This window comes from Paraglaciecola hydrolytica (genome assembly GCF_001565895.1).
Taxonomy (GTDB): domain Bacteria; phylum Pseudomonadota; class Gammaproteobacteria; order Enterobacterales; family Alteromonadaceae; genus Paraglaciecola; species Paraglaciecola hydrolytica.
Genome location: NZ_LSNE01000003.1, coordinates 305,438 through 327,300, shown reverse-complemented (window position 1 = coordinate 327,300; position 21,863 = coordinate 305,438). Strand labels below are relative to the sequence as shown.

The 21,863-nt window shown below is 40.7% G+C and carries 23 protein-coding genes and 1 pseudogene; 11 read left to right on the top strand and 13 right to left on the bottom strand.

The genetic code is table 11. The features are described from left to right. Positions 1-62: 62 nt before the first annotated feature. The 4 genes from AX660_RS03955 (at position 63) to AX660_RS03940 (ending at position 2,986) form a co-directional block, all read left to right on the top strand. A complete protein-coding gene (locus AX660_RS03955; RefSeq protein WP_068372865.1) occupies positions 63-539 on the top strand; it encodes a glycine zipper 2TM domain-containing protein in 477 nt (158 codons plus the stop codon). 163 nt (positions 540-702) lie between these two features. Further along, positions 703-933, top strand: coding sequence for a PepSY domain-containing protein (locus AX660_RS03950; protein WP_068375119.1), 231 nt, complete (start codon positions 703-705; stop codon positions 931-933). Further along, positions 933-1,607, top strand: a complete 675-nt coding sequence (locus AX660_RS03945; RefSeq protein ID WP_068372862.1) for a response regulator transcription factor — start codon at positions 933-935, stop codon at positions 1,605-1,607. The genes AX660_RS03950 and AX660_RS03945 overlap by 1 nt, the downstream gene beginning before the upstream one ends. Positions 1,608-1,663: 56 nt before the next feature. Further along, on the top strand, positions 1,664-2,986 hold the full coding sequence (locus AX660_RS03940) for an ATP-binding protein (RefSeq protein WP_068372859.1): 1,323 nt from the start codon (positions 1,664-1,666) through the stop codon (positions 2,984-2,986). Between the two features lie 14 nt (positions 2,987-3,000). Here the strand turns inward: AX660_RS03940 and AX660_RS03935 are convergent, their stop codons facing one another. Further along, on the bottom strand, positions 3,001-4,065 hold the full coding sequence (locus AX660_RS03935) for an AI-2E family transporter (RefSeq protein ID WP_068372856.1): 1,065 nt from the start codon (positions 4,063-4,065) through the stop codon (positions 3,001-3,003). A gap of 149 nt (positions 4,066-4,214) precedes the next feature. On the opposite strand from AX660_RS03935, the gene folX reads away from it, so the two are divergent. Continuing rightward, positions 4,215-4,580, top strand: a complete 366-nt coding sequence (folX, locus tag AX660_RS03930; protein WP_068372853.1) for a dihydroneopterin triphosphate 2'-epimerase — start codon at positions 4,215-4,217, stop codon at positions 4,578-4,580. Positions 4,581-4,608: 28 nt separating this feature from the next. After that, entirely contained in the window at positions 4,609-5,502 is an 894-nt protein-coding gene (locus AX660_RS03925) for a TIGR01777 family oxidoreductase (protein WP_068372851.1), read from the top strand. A gap of 93 nt (positions 5,503-5,595) precedes the next feature. Here AX660_RS03925 and AX660_RS03920 read toward each other — a convergent pair whose 3' ends face one another. Then, positions 5,596-8,139 (bottom strand): ABC transporter permease, encoded by a 2,544-nt coding sequence (locus tag AX660_RS03920; protein WP_068372847.1) that lies wholly within the window; start codon positions 8,137-8,139, stop codon positions 5,596-5,598. Between the two features lie 4 nt (positions 8,140-8,143). Further along, positions 8,144-8,872, bottom strand: a complete 729-nt coding sequence (locus AX660_RS03915; protein ID WP_068372845.1) for an ABC transporter ATP-binding protein — start codon at positions 8,870-8,872, stop codon at positions 8,144-8,146. A gap of 1 nt (position 8,873) precedes the next feature. Between AX660_RS03915 and AX660_RS03910 the strand changes: the two genes are divergently transcribed. Together AX660_RS03910 and AX660_RS03905 are read left to right on the top strand one after the other, a co-directional pair. Beyond that, the gene (locus tag AX660_RS03910; protein WP_068372841.1) at positions 8,874-9,542 is read left to right on the top strand and encodes an arylesterase; all 669 of its coding nucleotides are present in this window, start codon (positions 8,874-8,876) and stop codon (positions 9,540-9,542) included. Positions 9,543-9,575: 33 nt separating this feature from the next. Then, positions 9,576-9,773, top strand: a complete 198-nt coding sequence (locus AX660_RS03905) for a hypothetical protein (RefSeq protein ID WP_068372836.1) — start codon at positions 9,576-9,578, stop codon at positions 9,771-9,773. A gap of 71 nt (positions 9,774-9,844) precedes the next feature. Here the strand turns inward: AX660_RS03905 and AX660_RS03900 are convergent, their stop codons facing one another. From AX660_RS03900 to AX660_RS03860, 10 genes are all read right to left on the bottom strand, one after another. Then, on the bottom strand, positions 9,845-11,116 hold the full coding sequence (locus AX660_RS03900; protein WP_068372830.1) for an amidohydrolase family protein: 1,272 nt from the start codon (positions 11,114-11,116) through the stop codon (positions 9,845-9,847). Then, a complete protein-coding gene (locus AX660_RS03895; RefSeq protein ID WP_068372827.1) occupies positions 11,113-12,528 on the bottom strand; it encodes an amidohydrolase in 1,416 nt (471 codons plus the stop codon). The genes AX660_RS03900 and AX660_RS03895 overlap by 4 nt, the downstream gene beginning before the upstream one ends. A gap of 83 nt (positions 12,529-12,611) precedes the next feature. Next, on the bottom strand, positions 12,612-13,541 hold the full coding sequence (locus AX660_RS03890) for a tRNA-dihydrouridine synthase (protein ID WP_068372824.1): 930 nt from the start codon (positions 13,539-13,541) through the stop codon (positions 12,612-12,614). Positions 13,542-13,608: 67 nt separating this feature from the next. Then, on the bottom strand, positions 13,609-13,812 hold the full coding sequence (locus AX660_RS22735; protein WP_082768727.1) for a DUF1289 domain-containing protein: 204 nt from the start codon (positions 13,810-13,812) through the stop codon (positions 13,609-13,611). A gap of 125 nt (positions 13,813-13,937) precedes the next feature. Next, a complete protein-coding gene (locus AX660_RS03885; protein ID WP_106404041.1) occupies positions 13,938-15,197 on the bottom strand; it encodes a tetratricopeptide repeat protein in 1,260 nt (419 codons plus the stop codon). Beyond that, positions 15,197-15,811 carry an energy transducer TonB gene (locus tag AX660_RS03880; protein WP_068372814.1) on the bottom strand — a complete coding sequence of 205 codons (615 nt, stop codon included), beginning with the start codon at positions 15,809-15,811 and terminating at the stop codon, positions 15,197-15,199. Before AX660_RS03880 ends, AX660_RS03885 begins: the two co-directional genes overlap by 1 nt. Position 15,812: 1 nt before the next feature. Continuing rightward, a complete protein-coding gene (locus AX660_RS03875) occupies positions 15,813-16,214 on the bottom strand; it encodes an ExbD/TolR family protein (protein ID WP_068372812.1) in 402 nt (133 codons plus the stop codon). Positions 16,215-16,226: 12 nt separating this feature from the next. Continuing rightward, complete coding sequence (locus AX660_RS03870; RefSeq protein ID WP_068372810.1) at positions 16,227-16,751, bottom strand: MotA/TolQ/ExbB proton channel family protein; 525 nt, start codon at positions 16,749-16,751, stop codon at positions 16,227-16,229. Further along, entirely contained in the window at positions 16,752-18,104 is a 1,353-nt protein-coding gene (locus AX660_RS03865; protein WP_068372807.1) for a MotA/TolQ/ExbB proton channel family protein, read from the bottom strand. It abuts the gene before it with no gap. Between the two features lie 5 nt (positions 18,105-18,109). Beyond that, positions 18,110-18,874, bottom strand: a complete 765-nt coding sequence (locus AX660_RS03860) for a DUF3450 domain-containing protein (RefSeq protein ID WP_068372805.1) — start codon at positions 18,872-18,874, stop codon at positions 18,110-18,112. A gap of 534 nt (positions 18,875-19,408) precedes the next feature. On the opposite strand from AX660_RS03860, the pseudogene AX660_RS23670 reads away from it, so the two are divergent. The 3 genes and pseudogenes from AX660_RS23670 to AX660_RS03850 form a co-directional block, all read left to right on the top strand. Beyond that, positions 19,409-19,720 (top strand): annotated as a pseudogene (locus AX660_RS23670) (tetratricopeptide repeat protein); the annotation flags it as partial. Positions 19,721-19,735: 15 nt separating this feature from the next. Then, on the top strand, positions 19,736-21,232 hold the full coding sequence (locus AX660_RS03855; RefSeq protein WP_162266404.1) for a putative 2OG-Fe(II) oxygenase: 1,497 nt from the start codon (positions 19,736-19,738) through the stop codon (positions 21,230-21,232). Positions 21,233-21,272: 40 nt separating this feature from the next. Next, on the top strand, positions 21,273-21,863 hold a 591-nt coding region (locus AX660_RS03850; RefSeq protein WP_201027403.1), incomplete at its 3' end, for a tetratricopeptide repeat protein.

The following is a 21,863-nucleotide window of genomic DNA, read 5'->3' as shown; positions in this document are numbered from 1 at the left end:
AATTCAGGTGCAATTCAGGCTTCGACTATTAGCATGTTACTTAAGCTAATGAGGAGCCTGTTATGAAAAACCGTTTATTAATCACTTTGGCCTTAATCACGTGTTCCGCTAACACCCTAGCCCACCAACAACTTTATAAAGTCAGAGTGGTGGAAAGCAAACCCGTCTATGAATATGTCAGCATTGAAAAGCCTGTAAAGTATTGTTCTGATATTCATGTCAATTACAATTCACAAAAAGCCAGCCATATTATTGCTGGCAGCGTTGTAGGTGGCACTATTGGTAATTTAGCCAGCTCGCGTAAATCACGAGATGGGGCAACCTTAGTAGGTGCGATTATAGGTGGGGTAATAGGCAGCCAGATTGCAGATACAAGGCCAAATAGACACCCATCAACACAGTGTATTACCCGTTATGAGAGCACAGAAAAAGTAAGAGTCATCACTGGCTATAACTATTGGTATCGGATTAAGGGTAAAACTTATCAGGGTTTCAGTGTTGAACAACCCTCGGCCTACGTCACTTTACGTAAGTTTTAATCTTGTGTTTTTCAGCTATGAATGCCCAGATGAATTTTATTAGCTTACGTTAACGAGCTGGTAATTTTGAGGTAGACTAGTGAAGCAAACGCCAACTGCATCGAGCCGGAAATTGAAAAAGAGAGTAGTACGACTATTTCTAAACATCTGTTCAATACTACTTATAGTGGTATCGACTGCTGTGCTGGCGGAAGACAAAAAACCATCTCCGCCTCCTCAAAGCAAGGCGGAGGCGGCTCAACAAGCTCAGCAAAAAGTCAATGGACGAGTCTTAAAGGTCGAACAAAAACCCGATGCTTATCGGGTTAAAGTATTACAAAAATCCGGTCGAGTGGTATCGGTAGATGTAGATAAAAAATCTGGCAAAGTGACCAAAGAGAAAAAGGACGAATAGTGCGAATATTAATTGTTGAAGACGACAGCCGTTTATTGACTCAACTTGATCAATTATTGCAAAAAAACGGTTATAGCGTAGATCTAGCCGACGATGGCGCTAAAGCCCTTTTTTTACTCAATGAGCACCCCTATGATTTAGCTATAATAGACATAGGCTTACCCATAGTGGATGGTTTTGAAGTCATTCAACGGGCACGTAAAAATGAAGTCACTTGTCCTATTTTAATTTTAACCGCCAGAGATCGTTGGCAAGAAAAAGTCGAAGGTTTAGATGCGGGTGCCGATGACTACCTAACTAAACCTTTTCACAATGAAGAGCTTCTGGCACGGGTTAAAGCACTTATTCGCCGTGCTGCAGGCAAAGCCCACCCACTTATCGAAAAAGGCCCAATAAGCCTAGATACGCTCAGCGAAGAGGTCAAAATTAATGGTCAGTATGTGGAACTCACCGCCTACGAATATAAAGTGCTTGAATATTTGTTACTCAACCCACAAAAAATTGTATCCAAAACTGAACTCACCGAACATATCTACGACCAAGACTTTGATTTAGACAGCAACGTAATAGAAGTTTTTGTGGGTCGTTTACGTAAAAAAATTGATCCCACAGGGGCAATTAACCCTATCGAAACCCTGCGTGGTCGAGGCTACCGCATTAACCGCGAGTTGTAATACTTTGCCACTCGGTCTTTCATAATGGCTACTTTTTATAATGTGTGTTTTAGATAATGCGCAATTTGTCGCTGCGCTTCAGAAGTTTTGCTGCCGCCATTTTAACCTTGGTGATCTTTATTCCCTTAACGGCTATCACCCTAGAAAAAGCCTTTAATAACAGCCTGAGCCAATCCATGTTGCAGCAACTCAGGGTGCAAAGTTTAACCTTAATCAGCGAGTTTGAATTTGAAGACAACCACCCTGTGATGCCAGAGTTGTTGTTTAACGATCAGCTAAACGTGCCTGATTCAGGACTTTATGCCTTTGTATTGATGGCAAACAAACTCGTGTGGAAATCCCAGTCCACCTTAAATTGGCGCCAGAACGCTGAGTTTATCCCACCGCCTATAGGTACAGAACAATTTATTGAAGAATTTAATTTAACTAAAAGCTATTTTTTATTTTCTTATACTGCGGAATTTGAAGCAGAAAAAGGCTATCAGCCTGTTAGTTTTTTTATCCTCCAAGACAAAAGTATTTTTAATACTGAGAAAGACAAATTTGCCCATACCCTGTGGTATTGGCTCGGTCTGATTGCCTTGTTATTACTGGTATTATTATTGGCCAGTCTTAATGCGGCCTTGTTGCCCATCAACCGACTCAATCAACAAATCAAACAGGCCGAAAGTGGTCAGTTACGCCGTATCGACCAGCAATATCCACCTGAATTAGATAAACTTAAAAATAGTATTAATCATTTATTAAACAGTGAAGAACAACAACGTGCCCGTTATAAAAACAGTTTAAGTGACCTAGCACACAGTCTGAAAACCCCCTTGGCGGTATTAGCCGGTAATACCGAACTACCAGAAGATGCCAAAGAGCCCGTGCAGCAAATTAATCTGCTGATCCAACGCCAACTTAAACGTGCTGTAATTGGAGGGCATAGTGGATGGGAACAAGCCGTAGAAATCAAACCCATAGTGTTAAAACTGGTTAATGCTATGCACAAGGTTTATATCGACAAAGGCTTAGAATTGAACATCGACGAAGTTGACGCCAATGTTGGTTTTCAGGGCGACACCACAGATTTGATGGAAATACTCGGTAATGTACTAGATAACGCCTGTAAAGCCGCACGAAAAAAAGTAGTAATTAAATGCACCATGACAAAACACTGGCTACAAATATCAGTGGAAGAGGATGGTCCCGGCATACCTGCGGATAAACGTTTATTACTCTTGGAACGTGGTATACGTTTGGATAGTTACACTGAAGGTCAGGGTATCGGCATGGCCGTGGTAGCTGATCTCGTGAGTGCTTACCAAGGCCAATTAAATATTGAATCGAGCACCTTAGGCGGTGCACTTATTCTGTTAAAATTTCAGCTCAAATAGCCCCACACATAAATTTAGATTTGTTCTGCCTCTGCAGGCTTATCTTTTTCTGGTACATCGGTTTCACTGGCTAACAACAAAGCAATCCACATTGTATCTTTATTAGATTCTAGCGCTATTTTCACCACCATAGTCAGTGGCACTGATAACAACATACCAACCGTACCCAATAACCAACCCCAAAATAATAACGACAGAAACACCACTAAGGTAGATAGCCCTAGGCCCCTGCCTAAAAAACGGGGTTCAACAACATTGCCCATAACAGTATTTGTGACGATATACCCCAATGCCACTAAACCAGCGGATGCTGAGCCCAACTGCACTAAGGCCAGTAACACAGCTGGAACTGCGGCAATAATAGAGCCTATATTGGGAATATAATTAAGCAAAAATGCTAACATTGCCCATAGTAGAAAATGATCCAAACCTAAAAAATATAACCAAAGGCCGATGATCAAACCGGTGCCTAAACTCACTAAGGTTTTAATCGCTAAGTAGTTTTTTACTGACAACAGAAATTTGTCTACCTGCTGCATTTTCATGTCAGGATCGTCTAAAGCGATATGGATTTTTTTCGGAATGGACTCGGCTTCAAACAACATAAAAACGACGATCAATAGAATTAACAAAAAATTGGTTAACACCCCACCAAGGCTTGAAAGCAGGTTGGTCGCCATATTCATCGCCATACCTGGATCGAGGTAGGATAGGATCTGTTGTTTATCCAGTTTGATATTGAGTGAGGCTAAGCGCTCAATTAACCATGCAAACTCATTAACTAGCTGGCTACGGTATTTTGGCAGATTTTGACTAAATTCATTCATCGACTGCCCAACCAAACCAGCCAGCACAAAGCCTAAAATAACAATAAGTAGAATGACTAATACCACAGCAATGGAGCGCGGTATCTTATAACGATTAGCCCAGTTAATAATCGGGCTACAGGCCATCGCGATAAATAACGATAGCAAAAAAGGTACAATAATGGCGCTGGCTACTTTAACACCAGCCAATACAATGACCAGAGATGCTAGGATAAGTAACATTTTTAGCGAAGATGAAGAATGACTTTGCATGGTAATTGTCTTAAAGGATTGGTTTTCAGGCAAACTAACAGATCTATAAAAAATATTACAGTATGATTAGTGTATTCAACGACACACGTCGTACTAACGGCGACAATAATAACTAACACTTGCGACTTTAAGTAAGGAATGCCTTAAAAATGAAATTAAACCCTGCCACAATTCGTATTAAAAATCTGCGTTTACGTACTTTTATCGGTATAAACGAAGATGAAATAGTTAATATGCAAGATGTGGTGATCAACGTAAAAATTCATTATCAAGCGGATCAAGCAACAGATTCAGACCAAATGGATGATGCATTGAACTATAAAACCATCACTAAACGCATCATTAAATTGGTAGAAAACAACCGTTTTCACTTGCTCGAAAAATTAACAGCAGATGTATTAACCATAGCGGCAGAACATCAATGGGTAAGCTATGCCGAGGTGGAAGTGGATAAACCTCATGCATTACGTTTTGCAGACTCTGTCTCTTTATGTTTATCTTGTAATAAGGTGTAACCACTAAAGTACATTTAAAAAGGAAGTTATGAAAATTCTCATCACAGGTGCTACTGGTTTAATTGGTTCAAATTTGATCCCTTTTCTACGCCCTAACGAAATAGCGGTATATACCCGCAACGTTGCTATGGCGGAACAGATCCTTGGGCATAAAATTCACTTTTTGTCGTCTTTAGAACATTTAAAGGATTTGAATGACTACCAAGTTGTCATTAATTTCGCGGGTGAGCCCATTGTTGGCAAAAAGTGGACGACTCAGCAAAAACATGAAATTGAATCTAGTCGTTGGTCAATTACAGAAAAAATCGTTGCCTTAATCAAGGCCAGTGAAAATCCGCCCGAACTATTAATTAGCGGCTCTGCCGTTGGCTACTATGGCCGGCAAAGTGACAACATAATTGATGAAAGTTTTACCAATACCTTTGATGATTTTGGCCATCAACTGTGTGAAAGATGGGAATATCTAGCCAAAAAAGCGGAATCCTTGCAAACCAGAGTGTGTATAGTTCGCACCGGCGTTGTACTAAGCAAACGCGGTGGCGCCCTGACTAAGATGCTAACGCCTTTTAAACTGGGTTTAGGTGGTGTTATGGGCCGTGGTGACCAATATTTTTCATGGATCCATTTAGAAGACATGCTCAAAGGCTTAGTCCATCTGATCACCAACAAGGACTGCCATGGCATTTATAACTTCACTGCTCCACATCCCGTAACAAACTATCAATACAGTCACGAACTGGCCAAAGCACTTAGGCGCCCTTGCCTGTTTAAAATACCTGAAAAACTACTCAGAGCGGCAATGGGCGAATCGGCTGATCTTGTATTATACGGTCAGCGCGTGGTCCCCAAACGTTTGTTGGAAAGTGGCTATGAGTTTGTCTTCCCTGACATCTCACAAGCTTTAGATTGCCTGCGCAAATAATAACCTCTTCATACTTAAAACTGCACGTTTGTTGGCCGCAATCTTTTGCCAGCACCGTGCAATTCCATATGATAGGGGAATAGAGTTGTCTAACTAAACCATTTGGCGCAGTAATTGGTTAGTATTAAGTTGTAATAGACGCCAGCAGCTTAAGGCACCTAAACAGCACACAACAAAGGCGCCAGACAAAGGCGCAATTAACCAATATTGCCAATGAATTTTTGCTTCCATTTCAAATACCTGAGTTTGTAATAAATACAAACTCAGTTCGTTGAAAGCGGTAGCCATCAAACCTGCGGTCAAACCAATAATAATAAACTCATAAAGTACGCTGCCACGGATCAAACTCCCTTTAGCGCCTAATGTGCGCAGTATGGCTAACTCCTGTTGCCTTTCATCCATGCTGGCTTGTACCTGCGCGACTAATACCAAAGAACCCGCCGTTAATACCAAGATCAAGATGAATTCGACAGCCATCGATACCTGCTCAACAATATTACGTAGTTGGTTAATACGGGCATCCACGTCTATCAGCGTCACGCTACCAAATGGCTGCATCAATTTAGTTAATTTCGATTTCTGTTCCGTTGCCAGATAAAAACTAGCCAGGTAGGTTGGTACAAAATGCTGCAAAGCTTTAGGCTCAATAACAAAGAAAAAGTTAGGTTTCATTGATTGCCAATTAACGTCTCGTAAACTGCCTACGGCAACCTCTACCACTTCACTGCCAATATTAAAGGTCAGCACATCACCCAGCTTGATCCCCAAACGTTGGGCTAATTTCTCCTCTACTGATACCGAATAATGCTGCTCAGGATTTTGTCCTTCAATAGTGGCCACTGCACTATCATCAAACCACTGACCAGCAGTTATACGACTGCCATCCTGCAGTTCATTACTCCAGGTTAAATTGGCTTCACGACCTAAACCGTCACGGCCACTACTTTGCTCGGTTTGATCTTCTTTGCTAATAGCTGTACGGATTTTTTCGTCGTTAATTGCCACAAAACGCCCACGAACCATGGGATAAAATCGCTCAATATTGATGTCATTAGTGGCAAAGTGCGTAGCCAGTTGCTCCTTTTGGCTATCGGTAATATTGACCAAAAAGTAATTTGCTGTGCCTTGGGGTAATTGCTCTTGCCATTGTTTAACCATGTCATTACGCATCACCAGTACCACGAGCAGCAACATGATAGTGATAGCAAAACTAATCAACTGCACGCTATTATCTAAAGCTCGGCGGTGGATACGTGCCCAAGCTAAACGCCATGCGCCCATTTTACCCTGCCCTAGTTTGCGCCCTAACCAAATCAAACCATAGGTCACCAATAGCAAAGCAAGTACCAGTAAGATCCCAGAGCTAAATAAAATCAGACTAATTTTAAAATTCTGACTATAAGCCCACATCAAGATAAAAATAGCGCCACCAGAGGCAATAAACTGTATAACTCTGGAACTTATAGTCGCGCCCAAATCACGTCTTAATACTCGCAGTGGCGACACTGAAAATAGTTTCAACAAGGGATAAAGCGAAAAAAGCAGCGCACATACCGCTCCGGTAAAGATAGCAATAAGCAAAGGTCGCCAATGCCATACATCCATCGCAACATCTATTTTGTCGGCCAAAGCCCACACCACTAATTGCTGGATCACAAACCCTACAAGCGTGCCGATAAAAATCCCAGCCACAGTAATAAAAATAATTTGCAACAAATAGACTAGTTGCACAGAACGTTTAGTTGCCCCGAGGGTTTTCATGATGGCAACTGGATCATAATGTCGTTGACTATAACGTTGTGCTGCTACCGCGATTGAAACCGCCGCCAGAACGATGGCGAGTAAGCTGGCTAATAAAAAATACTGTTCGGCTTTTTTAACTGAACGACCAATAGGGGAATCATCATCTTCTATCGAGTCCCAATCATGTAGTTCTCTGTCTAACTGGGGTCGCAACCAATCATAATAACTGTCTAGCTTATTAGTCTCACCAGTAAAAAAATAACTGTAAGATACACGGCTACCCGGCCCGGTTATATTGGTTGCGGCTAAATCATCAATGGATATAAGTACCTTAGGATCGCCACCAAACACATTAAAACCAGCGTCAGGCACTTCGATCAATACCTGAGTCACTGTAAATTGCGCTTCGCCTACTTCTATCTTGTCACCTAACTTAAGTGACAGGCTTTGCATTAAACGGGACTCAAGCCAAGCTTCACCTTGTTTAGGCAAATCCATTGTTACTTTGCCTTCACCAAAAGCCACATTAGAAATTTTTAATTGGCCTTTGAGTGGATACGCAGGCCCTGCTGCGCGCAATTCAGCCAACATAAGTTGCTCATTGGCAAACACCATAGAACGGGTATAGACCTGTTCAGCGGTATTCAAACCATCTTCTTGCGCCTTAACGATCCATTCACTATTAACCGGTTGTCGTGCTTCCAATACACGATCTGCGGCTAAAAATTCGGCGCTTTTAGTGGTAAGTGCAGATTGCAATCTTTCACTAAACAATGACAAAGACAATACTGAGGCAACGGCTAAGACTATTGCCAGTAGTATGATGGTCAGCTCACCACGTTTGGTTTCGTGCCTAAATAAACGCCAAGCAAGATTAATATATTGCTGTTTCATTGACCTAGCCTATATGTTGTTTAGCAATCGTCGATTCAGACTCAACGTGCAAAGACTGGGGTTCACTCAGCTCGCCTGCATGCATATGCAATTGTCTCAAACATTTTGCAGCCAGTTTTTGATCGTGGGTTACTAAAATCAAAGTAGTTTTGGCGTCACGATTTAAATCAAACAATAACTGCTCTATTTTGTCACTATTGGCGGCATCCAAGTTACCTGTAGGCTCATCAGCAAAAAGTATTTTGGGTTGGGTTATAAAGGCTCTAGCTATAGCAACACGCTGTTGTTCACCACCTGACAGTTGATTAGGATAGTGTTTTGCCCGATGATCCAAACCAACTAATTGCAACAAACGCAGGGCCTTTTCTCTGGCATCTGCAAATCCTGCAATTTCAGCGGGTAGCATAATATTTTCAAGGGCGGTTAAACTTTGTACCAACATAAAACTCTGGAAGATAAAGCCAACTTTAGCACCTCGAAGCAAAGCTCGTTGCTCTTCATCCATACTGTGCATGGCTTGACCATCAATAAATATTTCACCCGAGCTCACTTCGTCCAAACCAGCAAGCAAACTCAAAAGGGTAGATTTACCTGAGCCAGATGCGCCCACTATGGCCACCGACTCTCCAGCTTTGACATTAAAACTGATTGGTTTCAAGATCTGTAATTGACCTTGGCCCGTAGTTACTGTTTTACTAATACCGTTTGTACTGATCATATTTATTGGAGTCATAGTGATAGTTAAATTTACCCAGTTGTTTAAATCTAAATTAAAAGTCTGTGTTTTACTTATACCCATTTTATTGATTTCGGATCAACTTTGGGCAAAAGAAACTAAATTACTTATTTTGGGTGACAGCTTAAGCGCTGCCTATGGTATATCCCAAGCTGAGGGCTGGGTTAGTTTGTTACAAGATATGTGGAAAAACCAGTCCATCACTGTTATCAATGGGGCTATCAGCGGTGAAACCACTGACGGCGCTCTAGCTCGTCTACCTCGTTTACTTGAACAACATCAACCCAGTCATATTTATGTAGAATTGGGTGGTAATGATGGTTTGCAAGGGCATCCTCTTAAAAAGATGCAGCAAAACCTTGCACAAATTATTACATTGTCGCAACAGCAAGACGTCATTGTGATCTTACAGGCGATGCGCATACCCACAAATTATGGCAAACGTTATACCGATATGTTTAATCAGAGTTATTGGGATCTTGCCAAAGAATTTAACATCAGCATATTGCCATTTTTTATCGAAAACATCGCAACCGACAGCAGTCTAATGCAAAAAGATGGCATACATCCTAATGTTCAGGCTCAGCTTTTAATTGCGCAGGATATGCAAGACAAACTGGGGGCGATTATTTTCACTAGCAGAACAATAAATAAACAACTAGACTAAGTTTATTCATTAGATACATTGAAGGAGAACGAAATGGAGATAGGTTCAGCAGGAGCAGGCTCAGTTGCTCAAATTGTACCGACGCAAACGGGCTCTCAACAGCAAGTTGTGCAAGCACAAGCGCAGCAAGAAAAACCAGTGCAGCAAAGCTCACAGCCAGCAGAGCAGCCACAACAAAGTGCGCCTCCGGCTACTCAACGAGTGGGCACGGTAGTCGACGTCGAAATATAATAAGTTTGATTAAAAAAATGCCGAGGCGTCGTAAGACCCTCGGCATTTTTTATGGCTATGAGATTAAAAAATTAAGGCCTGCTAAACTGCTGTGGTTTGCCAGTGTTAAGCTTGAGGTAACGATCACGTAGTTTTGTTTGTCTTGATTCCATGACGATTTTTTCACCCTTGATAAATACCTGTTCGGCGCTTTCGGTAAGCTCTAATGGATCACCCGACCAGATCACCAAGTCAGCTTGTTTGCCTACTTCTAAGCTTCCCACTAACGCATCTACTTCATAAAGTTTAGCTACATTTATGGTTAAAGCAGCTAATCCTTTTTCCCAAGGCAAACCATTGGCGACGGCATTACCTGCATGTTGCCTGGCAAGACGGATATTATGAGTTTCCATGCCAATGGCGACGTCAACTCCTGCTTTGTCTAAACGACCAGCATTGCTTAAGGTTGCAGCCAGTTGATCAAATTCATAAGGCAAATTGGATTCAGGATCTAAGATTACGCTGATTTTATTGGCAGCCAGTTCATCGGCAATACGCCAGCCCTCAGTGGCATACAATAAAACAACTTTAATATTTGGGTTACGCTGTTTAAATGCGATGACCTGCTGAATATCTGCTTTTCTGCGCGCGTCAATTAGTAGTGGGGTTTTGCCCTGCACCACTGGGATCATCGCTTTTATATCGGCTTTACTCATGTCGCCATGCCATTCATCACTGGGCGACAGCGACTTACCAATGGCAAATTTGGCCTCAGCTATGATTGCGTCGAGATTGGTCCACAATACCGCTCTTGAGCCACCAATCGCATCAGCCCCTGCGTTGCCTACCTGAACACTGATAAAGGCCTTAGGCTTAAGCAAAGGTGAGTTGTCATTTAAAGAGATTATCGCTCCCTGCCCTGCAAACAATTGATGAGTATCTGACATTGAGGTTGCAGCACTAGTAACACCAGCAATGCGGGAAATTGCAAACAGCGAAGAATCTGCATTTATCGCATAAGCAACATCATAAGCTGCACCTGTGTTAGAAAAACCCGTTTGCTCTGCAGTACTATCATTGGTACCCGCAGAAAAGCCCACATCCACTAAACCTAATTGAGTTTTAGCACCAATCAAACCGGGGGTAATCACTTTGTTTTCAGCGTGAATTAAGGTGTAGCCTGCCACTGGTACATTACCATTTTGCACCAATTGTATTTTTCCATCCTTGATTAAGATAGTGGCATTTTCGACTTTGCCCTGTGTGCCCATAGTATGTACGGTTGCGCCAACAATGGCATAATCCTGAGCAAAGGTTACTGCACTATAAAAGAATAAAACTCCAAGATGTATAATGCGTTTCATTTGCTGTCTCCTTCACCAGGTTGACCTAATTCAAAATCGCTGACTGGCCATTCCGTGGGTTTATTCCGATCAAATACCAAAGCGCCATCAATGTAAACTTGTTCAGCCTGAGCATAAACTGAAAATGGATTCGCGCTCCACAATACGACATCAGCATTTTTGCCATTTTCAAGGGAGCCAGTCTGTTCAAAAATTCCTAGCGCTTTAGCAGGGTTAGAAGATAACCATTGCCATGCATCGGCCTCACTAATATCTAAACCTGCGTTTTTACCATTGGTCCAGGCTTTTGATGCTTCTTGGTTCAAGCGTTGTATGCCAAGTTCACTATCTGAATGCACGATAGCGCAAGCTTTTGCCGCATGTACCATAGGAATATTTTCTTGAATACCATCGTAGGCTTCTAATTTAAAGCCCCACCAATCAGCCCACATCGACGAACAAACTCCATCAACTGCTAAACGGTCAGCAATTTTGTAAGATTCTACCGCGTGGTGAAATGACGTGATCTTATAATTAAATTCTTTCATCACATCCAACATAGTGCCCATGTCATCAGCACGATAACAATGCATATGCACTAGTATTTCACCTTTAAGTGCTAAAGCTAGGGTCTCTAACTTTAAGTCGCGCTTAGGTACTTTGGGATCTTTTCCTGCTTCAAACTCGACATAATATTTATCCCATGAACGTTGATAATCTTGTGCATCAGCCCATGATTGACGATAGCCAGCGACATTTCCCATACGAGTTGAAGGGCCTCCTTTACTGCCGTAAACCCGTTTGGGGTTTTCACCACAAGCCATTTTTAACCCATAAGGTGCGTTAGGGAACTTCATATCCTGCACCGTGGTACCTGGCATATTTTTTACTGTAACACCTCGCCCACCAACTAAATTAGCCGAACCGGGTAAAATCTGCATGGCAGTTATTCCGCCAGCTAAGGCACGTTGAAAACCAGGATCCTGCGGCCAGATTGAATGTTCGGCCCAAACCTGTGCCGTCACAGGTGCAGTAGCTTCATTACCATCAGAATGGGCATTACCGCTTGGCGAGGGATAGACTCCCAAATGACTATGCACATCGATAATACCTGGTGTTAGCCACTTGCCCCGAGCATCAACCGTGAGCGTGTCACTTTTAGCACTCATCTCGGTACCAATACCGATAATTTTACCTGCACTAATAAGCACTGAGGTATTTTCAAAATATCCACCAATACCATCTAGTACATTAACATTGGTAAACAAAACGGGTGGATAATCAATTACATGGTAATTACTTGGAAAAGGGTTTAGATCAAACTTTACCGCTTCACCTGTAGGTTTTTTTGTAGATTCTTCACAACTTACTAAGGTTAAGGCGCTAAGGCCAATAGTGAGCAACAATAGAGGTTTTTTTAATTTTACTAACATTGTGTATCTCCGTACAATTTCACTTAGCCTAGCTAATATTCAAGTAACTGTCATTAACAAACAGCAAGAAGGATTAAGCACATTTATCCTTCTTCGATACAAGCTAAAATGTCCTTAGCGTTCTGTAAGGCTCGTATTTTTCTGAACAAAATATCAGCCTCTTGATATTGCCTACTTAGATACCCTAACCATTGTTTAACGCGGTTTGGAAAGTATTTACCTTTATCTGAATACAGTTCAAAACCGGAATAAGCTATTAATAACTGCCTTACAATAGACCACTCCATTGGAGAGTCATAACCTTTAGCGACTAACGCTAGATTGGGCAAAGCTAAAGCTCCCCTGCCTAACATTATATTTTGACAATTTGATTGGTGTTGACATTCAAGTGCATCAGACGCAGACCAAATTTCACCATTAGCGACTATATCAATATCAACGTGTTGTTTAATTCTAGCTATCCAATCCCAATAAGCAGGCGGTTTATAGCCATCGACTTTGGTCCGTGCATGAATAACCAGCAAATCAGCTCCCGCTGCGGCGATGGCTTGAGCGTTATCTATTGCCAATGAACAATCATCAAAACCCAAGCGCATTTTAGCGCTGAGTATATGACCTTTAGGCACTGCGCTTCTTACCCTACTTACGATTTGAAAAATGCTGTCAGGCTCTTTTAACAGCACTGCACCACCTTTACTTTTGTTGACTGTCTTAGCCGGGCAACCAAAATTTAGATCAACGCCATACGAGCCAAGATCTATTGCTCGCGCTGCATTTTCCGCTAACCAATCTGGATCTTGTCCAAGTAACTGGATTTTAACTGGAGTACCAGCAGGTGTAAGTGCACCATTTTCGAGCTCTGGACAATAACGATGGAAAACTCTTTTGGGCAATAACTGATCGACAATCCTGATAAATTCGGTCACACAAAGGTCGTAGCCACCAACACGTGTCAACATATCCCGCATAAGACTATCTACGACACCTTCCATTGGTGCTAGGGTAATGTGCATAAACTGAGATCCGCTAATTCAAGATGTACTGGGACGAAAAGATGCTATTTACTACTCATTACTGTAGTTAAAGTCGACTTAATGATAACTGCTGATTCAAGTGTTTTCTGGTTAGACAATTTGTTAATACTTGTTGCTTTGTTTCTGATGACAACTCACTCCATTGTAATATTTCATTCAATGTTCGAAAACAACCTAAACAAACATCCTCATTATTAAGGCAACAGTTGCGAATACAGGGTGATTCTATACTAGCGGAGACTTTATGCATTTTTTAACACTATTTTGGGATAAGAGACTACTTGTTGGCAGTTTACCCTAACTATGATTTTTATCACGCCCTAGTATGTATATACAAAAAAGCCCCAACACTGGGGCTTTTCACTAAACAACTAACTAAAGTGATATACCACGATTTTTAGCTTTTTCCTTAATATAAGGTTCCCAGCTTCGTGCACTTCTGGCTGTAGCGCCGTCTTTTTTCGCTTCTTGAACATGGACATAAGCTTTTCTAAAGTCGCCTGAGTAGAAATTGGCTTCCATCATCAGCATATGTACACGACCTAAGTTTTCAGCACCAGCATCAACCGCCTTTTGCAAGGCAACGAGAGCATCTTTATATTGCTCAGACAAATACAACGACTCACCTTGCTTATAATAAAGCGCAGGATCTGAACTCATTGCTGCTGCCTGGCCGTAATAAATAGCCGCTTTTTTAGGTTCTTTAGCTTGATTCCAAGTACTTGCCAGAGTAGACAAGTTCTTTTCTTCTTTTTTGACTAAACCAGTCTTCATATACTTTTCGAAAAGTGTTGCTGCCTTATAAGGAATATTGTTAGTTGAATAAAGTTGCATCAATGCTTTGATTTCTGCTTCTTTAGTCAAATATCCCTGGTCAAGCGCTATTTCAAAAGTAGATAAAGCTTTTTTATAGTCTTCCACTAACATGTAGAAGTAGCCAAGTTGTGTCCAGTTAGATTTATTATCTGGAAAGATAGTTACCGTATCTTCAGCAACCTGAACCGTTTCTTTATACATCTTACGATTGTAATAGGATGTCAATTTTAGTGCATAAGCATTTTTATTAGGTTTATCAGCAAGCTTTATAGATTTATTGATAGGTTCAATAATCTCAGCCCATTTTTGTTCCTCATAAAGTGCAGTAGCAATACGCAAATAAACATCTGCGTCTTCCTTACAGGTAAAATTGATCCATTCTTTGTATTTAACGACAGCATCCGCGTACTTCTTTTCTTGCATATTTAAATCAGCAATAAGACGCAATGTACCGGCCTGTTCAAGATCGTTTAATTTCTTAACCTTGACAGACTTATTTAAATACTCCAAAGCCTTACCGGCATTTTTTGGCTGAGTAGCCAACAAATTACCGATAAAACGATCAGTAAATGCACGATCAAATTCGTTAGAGGTATCAATTTCATACAAAATTGTTAAAGCCTCATCAACTTTATCAAGATTGTACTCGTCTAGCGCTTTAGACACCTTTTTACCGGTTCTTTCGCTTGGGATATTGGTTGTACCCTTTTTATAATCAGGACAAACAATAGGTGCACCCTGAGCAAACGCCAGACTTGGTATCAAAGTAGCTACCGACAGGGCTGAAACCACACATAATTTTTTAAAATGTATCTTAATCATGATTGATCCAACTTAAAGTCTAATTGAACGGTTAAACCAAACTGTTTGATTGGTTTGCCATCTTCAATTTTAGGTTTGTACTTCCATTTGTCCAAGGCACGTCTTGCTTCACGGTCAAAGATACGCTTAGGTTCAGCATCAATAACTTCAATATCTTCTACACCGCCAACTTCATTGATAGTAAAAGAGAGTCTTACCCAACCTTCTTTACCATCACGAGCTGCTTGCACTGGATATTTAGGTTCGATACGAACGATAGGCGTAGCATCACCATCACGTTGCATTGCACCAACACCACCGATGTCAACAGAAGCACCACCAACATCGATTGAAGGCATATTAAACCCTAATCCGTCAGTATTTGCTTTAGCCACATCTGGTTCAACAGGTTGAATCTTAGGTGGTTGTTTAGGTGGCGGTGGTGGCGGCGGTGGTACCCGCTTACGTACCTGTGTTGCATCATCAGGTGTTGCCATTACGATATCAATTATCGTCGCAGGGGCTACTTTTTCAGCAGGTCTAGACGAATTTTCAATCAATTTAGCCATAATGACAAACAAACCAAAGGCTATAGCGGCACCAACCAAAATAGAAACTATTAATCGTCCCATATTAACCACCTTCCGTAGCAATAGAAATACGATCAATACCAGCTGCTTTAATTTGGTCCATAACTTTAACTACAACCCCATACTCAGCATTTTTATCGGCTTGAATAATAATTACGTCTGAAGGCTGTTCAGCCATTAGACGGTCCAGATTGGCTCGCACTGTATCCACATCAACTTGATTCTTATCAATCCAAACATCTCCACGCTCATTAACAGCGATGAAAATATTAGCATTTTTGGGCATGACAGATTGACTAGCACCAGGCTTATTTACTTCTATCCCAGCTTCTTTAACGAAGACTGTAGTTACGATGAAGAAAATCAACATGATAAATACGATATCCAACATAGGAGTCATATCTATCGCTGCGTCTTCTTCTTCGATTCGAACTTTGCGACTCATCAGATCTTCTCCTTAATGATGGGGTAGACTATCAACCAGCTTTTCCCGAGCAATTTTAACTTTCGCTTCTAAGCGCGAGCTAAAAAACACCCCAGATAAAGCTGCTACCATCCCAGCCATTGTCGGAATAGTTGCCATAGAGATCCCTGCTGCCATTAAACGAGGATTACCAGTACCTTGAGTTGCCATGGTTTCAAATACACCAATCATACCCGTTACAGTTCCAAGTAAACCAACAAGGGGACACATAGCTACAAGAGTTTTAATTAATAACATTCTTGCACTTAGCCCATCCGACGCCTGTGAAATCCACGTGTCACGGATTCTATGCGCATACCACGAAGTGGTATCTTCTCTAGCATCCCATTTAGCTATGATTTCATTTCTTAGCTTTGGAAATACTGAAGTTAAATACCAATAACGCTCAATCATTAATACCCACATGAGGAAGAGCGCTAAGGCAACGACGTATAACACGTCGCCACCGGCAGCGATAAAATCCCTGACCGACTCCAATAGTCCAATCAGGTATAACATCTAGGCTTTCTCCGTCTCAGCGTGTGCAGCAATGATACCTGCAGTTTGCTCATCAAGAATATGAACGATTGACTTGCTACGGCCTGCTACAATGCTGTGCATTAGTAACAATGGTAACGCTGCAATAATACCTTGCGCAGTTGTAACAAGTGCCATTGAGATACTACCAGCCATTAGACGTGGGTCACCCGTACCAAACAATGTAATTTGTTGGAACGTTGCAATCATACCTAATACCGTACCTAGTAGACCCAATAAAGGTGCAATGGCTGCAAATATTTTGATAATGTTAATGCCACTTTCAATACTTGGAAGTTCACGCAAAATAGCTTCATCAAGTTTAAGTTCTAAATTCTCAGCATCAACACCTTTATTGTCTTTATAAACAGTCAATATTCTGCCTAAAGGATTAGAGCTTGATGGATTAGATGGATTCTTAAGTTGTGAACGCATTTTTCCTGCGATAAGAGTAAGCGTAATGATTTTGTAAAGGCCGATTAACAAACCAATCGCTAACATCACTGTTATTACATAACCAACTACACCACCAGCATGATAACGTTCCATCATCGTGGCTTTTTCTTTCAACAAGCCTAGGATACCGCCTTTTGAAGGGTCAGCATAAAAAGCAATCGAACCAGATTTAGCAGATAATAGATCTAAGGCTGAATCAACTAGATAACCATCTGGTTGACGACCTAATGGCTGTACAATTTGGTCTAAGCTATCATAAATCAAATAACCTTGTTCACCCACTAAGTTAAAGGTACCAACACGAACGATCTCTTGTTCTTTAGAACCACCGTCCAAGCTAATAACTTGTGTTCTAAAACGAGAAACCTGACCTGATTCCGTCATTTCAGTTTGCAGAGCAAACCACAAGTCTTCTAATTCTTGAATGTTAGGAAGGCCTTTAGACTCTTCTGACATGCTTTTTAAGAATTCACCACGGCCAGGAAACTCAGCACTAACGATAGAGGTTGAAATTTGTCCGTAAGCTTCAGCTGAAGCTTGACGTACAACACCGAACATTTCGCCTAAAGTACCGCTAGCTAGTTCAAGTTCAACTTCTTTTTCAGCCAATTTAGTTTCATTGTCAGCAAACTGTTTAGTCAAACGATCACCACGAGCTTTCTCAGCTTTAAGTGAATCTTGACCTTTTTTCAATAATGCTTGTTTGTCAGCACGTGCAGACTGAAATTCAGCTTCACGATCTTTATTGATACGAGCTTCAGAAACACGATTTTTCTTAACTTCTTCTAATAAGTTTTCTAACGAATTAGCAGCGTTGGCGCTAGATGCCATCAACGCAATTGTTGCAGCTGCTAATATGGATTTAAATACAGGTTTCATCAATATTACTCCGCAGCTTTAATTGGTAACTTAAGAAGATCAGCCGGCACAAGTTTATTGGCCATACGTACAGCAGTGACGGTAGAACTTAAATATTCGTCACCTAATACTTGCCAAACGCGTGCATCATTATCCCACATCCAAGCATTTTTTTGGTCAAGTGAAAGTGCAAGTAATGCTGTTCTACCAAGGTTAAAGAAATCTACCGAGATATTTGTCCCTTGATAATCTAAAGAACCTTTATATGAACGGATGTTGCGACCATATTCATTTTCAACTTGATAAGCTTCGATTACCTGACGGAACTGTTCAGACGTTGTTACGTTAGAGTTACCCATAACATCACGTAAACGCTCTACACGAGCTTTACGCTCGTCCAGACTAATTGGAACATCTAGATCGATGAACTTCTCTAAGCTATCAATCATTCTGAACATCAAAGGAACTACGCCACGCTTTATGCCATCAATACTATCAATTTGACGTTGTAGAGAATCAATACCACGTTGTTGATCGGCAACTAAAGTGGCAACGTAATCGTTATAAACTTTAAGGTTCTCAGTTTCGTCTACTACTTGACGATATTCAGCAAATAATTCTTGAGATTGCTCATAAAGATTATTTATTTTCTCTTGGGAGTTCGCTGCAGCCACATGAATTTTAGATTCTTCTACATGAAGATCGTTTAACGTGTCTGCAGAGACAACGGCGCTGCTACCGAGTGCGAAAGCACCAACGACGGCAGAAGCAATAAGGTTTCTCTTGCTCATTTTGGACATAATTCCCAACCAATTTCTTTTTTTAAATCCTTACCGAGCGCATATGTTGGTCAGTAAGGGGCTATAAAGCTCTGTTGTTTAAGGGGCTTAACCGAACAATATTCAGGGCTAAGACTTCCGAATGTTCACATGGATACACGCGAATTGTCAAGGTGTGGATGATCTGAATAGAAAACATTTTGTTAAAATTCTGGATTGATTTTTAGTAAAAAATCCGAAGTGATTTTTAATTGTATTAGTTTTGAGCAAATTTGTTCTGAATTTATTGGATGATAGGCTTTTGATACTCAATAATAGCTGCACTTACTAAAATTAAGTAAAGGCAAATGCAATTAAAGTAAATGTTAAACCCATCGGTAAATCTACATTTTGCAACCTCGTAACAACAATTAGACTGCTTTATTCGCGTTTTACATTAGGCCTAGGTTAAAAAGCCTGTTCAAATATATTACATAGAGTTTCTAACAAGGCATAATACCTAGGTGCTAACCAACCCATAAGATTGTAAACAGATTAAAGTGACCTATGCCTGATAACTCATTGCCTAATAAGCCCACCATTAACTTTGCCATATCTGCGTTGCAAAATGGCAAAGCGCCTTTAGCTATACAACTTTGTGACGCAATATTGGCGGATAATCCTACTTCACCTGATGCTTACCATATCAAAGCACTTGCAAGTAAATTATTAGGCCAGCTTAACCAAGCTGAAAAATGTTTTTATCAGTCCTTACATTATCAGCCAAATCAACCTGCCGTTATGTCGAACTTAGCCAACTTACTGATAAATTTAGAGAAGTTTGACCAAGCTTCAGAGTTATTCGAGCGTTCAATACTGTCGGACAAAACCAACATGGATGCGTGGTTAAATTGGTCAATTATGTTGTGCAAAACAAAACAATTTGAATTGGCAATTAGCAAGCTAAATCAAGCTCTTGTCATCAATAGTAAAGACCATCGACTTTTTAATGTATTAGGTAATGCTCACCAACAACTTGAAAACTACGCTGATGCCATAGATGCTTATAATTATGCGCTGAGACTTCATCCTGATGATGTACAAGCCTTACACAATAAGGGCATTACTTTTCGTTTGATGAACAATCCGCAGCAAGCTATAGAATGTTACCAATATATTCAAAAACTTAATCAAAAGTACCCTGAGCTTTATTTCAATCTTGGTTGTGCCTTTTATGATTTGAACAATAAAGCTTTGGCCCAAGAAAATCTTAAACTCGCCATATCTTTTAAAGCGGATTATGTCGAAGCGCATGAAGCTTTAAATAAGTTACACTGGGAAGATGGCGACAAGACGAGTTTTCTTGAATCTTATCAACTAGCTCTGACGCAAATGCCAAAGGCCAGTCATTTATTGTTTTCTTACGCCGCCATGTTGATCATGTCTAAACAAGATACAAAAGCACAATCAGTATTAGAAAGCTCAATAAGTGAAATTGGTCGGCATCATGCTTTTTTACACGCGCTGGCCGTTTTAAAAAACAAACAATCCAAAACTCCAGAAGTTTTATCTTTATTACTTGAAGCTCTCCAACAACAACCTAAGAACACGAAGTATTTGATTGATATAGCAAATTACTATATTTGCAACGTAGATTATAAATTAGCAATGCAATTTGTTGAAAAGGCAGAACAAGAGGCCCCTCTTAACCAAGAAATACAAGCGTATAAAGGTATTTGCTGGCGGTTGATGCAAGACCCTAAAGAAAAATGGTTAAATAATTACGATACCTTCATACACGCACAGTTATTAGATGTACCTCAAGGCTACCGAGATCTAAGTCACTTTATGTATGAACTGAAAATAGCCTTATTGAAAAAACATGGTTCGGAGCAACAACCATTAGATCAAAGTGTGGTTGGTGGTACTCAAACAGTAGGGCGATTGTTAGCAGAACCAGAACAAGTAATACAAGATTTCAAACAGGTACTAGAACAACGCATCCTTCGATATCTTGAGCAATTACCTGAAGACTCGAACCACCCCTATCTCAAGCGCAATACTAAACATTTTAAATTCTCTGGCAGTTGGTCAGTATGCCTTAAAGATGGGGGCTTTCATGCTAACCATGTACATCCGGAAGGTTGGTTATCATGCTGCACTTATGTTGATTTACCAGATAATATACAACCCGATGACCCACTGAAATCAGGCTGGGTAAAATTTGGTGAAACCGCCTTACACTTAGGTGAAAGAGAGGCTATAGGCAAACAAATATGTCCGGTATCTGGTCTATGTGTCATTTTTCCTAGCTTTTTTTGGCATGGGACTAACGCCTTCACATCAGAATCAAGCCGTTTAACCATACCCTGCGACATCATGCCGCTATAGAACTCGTTGTTCAGAAAAATTAACAAAAAAGGCTAAAAAATTGAATACCACCCGACTCGTTAATCAAGGATTGAATTTACTATTTCAGGGACAGCTTGAAAACGCATCAGCAATAAGCCAACAACTTTTACTTGCACCCTCCCCTGACGCCGCGAGCTATTTTTTAGCTTGTGAGATCTCTATTGCTAAAAACAACGTAGAACAAGCTCTAGAATATATTCTGCTTGCCACGCAACAATGCCCGTCAGAGCCTCAATTACAACTTAGAAAAGCAGAAGTACAACTCATGCTTAGGCAAGGTATTAATGCTCAAAAAACAGCTAAGACTCTTGCTGAATTTCATACTAGTGATCCTGCAATTCAACTGAGTGCCGCGGTCATTTTTGCTCAATGTGATAACCATCAAGGAGCTGAAACATTTTTATTAAATGCTCGAGCGAAAAAATATAAGAACCAACGTTTTCTATTTGAATTGGCGAGAAACCAGTTTTATCTCGGAAAAGTCAAAAATTCACAGAAAATCATCAAAGAATATCTGTCTTTATACCCAGATAACGATGGCACCATCTATTTATTACTAGCCCAATTAAATAAACAATCAGCATCAAACAACCACATCGAACAACTCAGG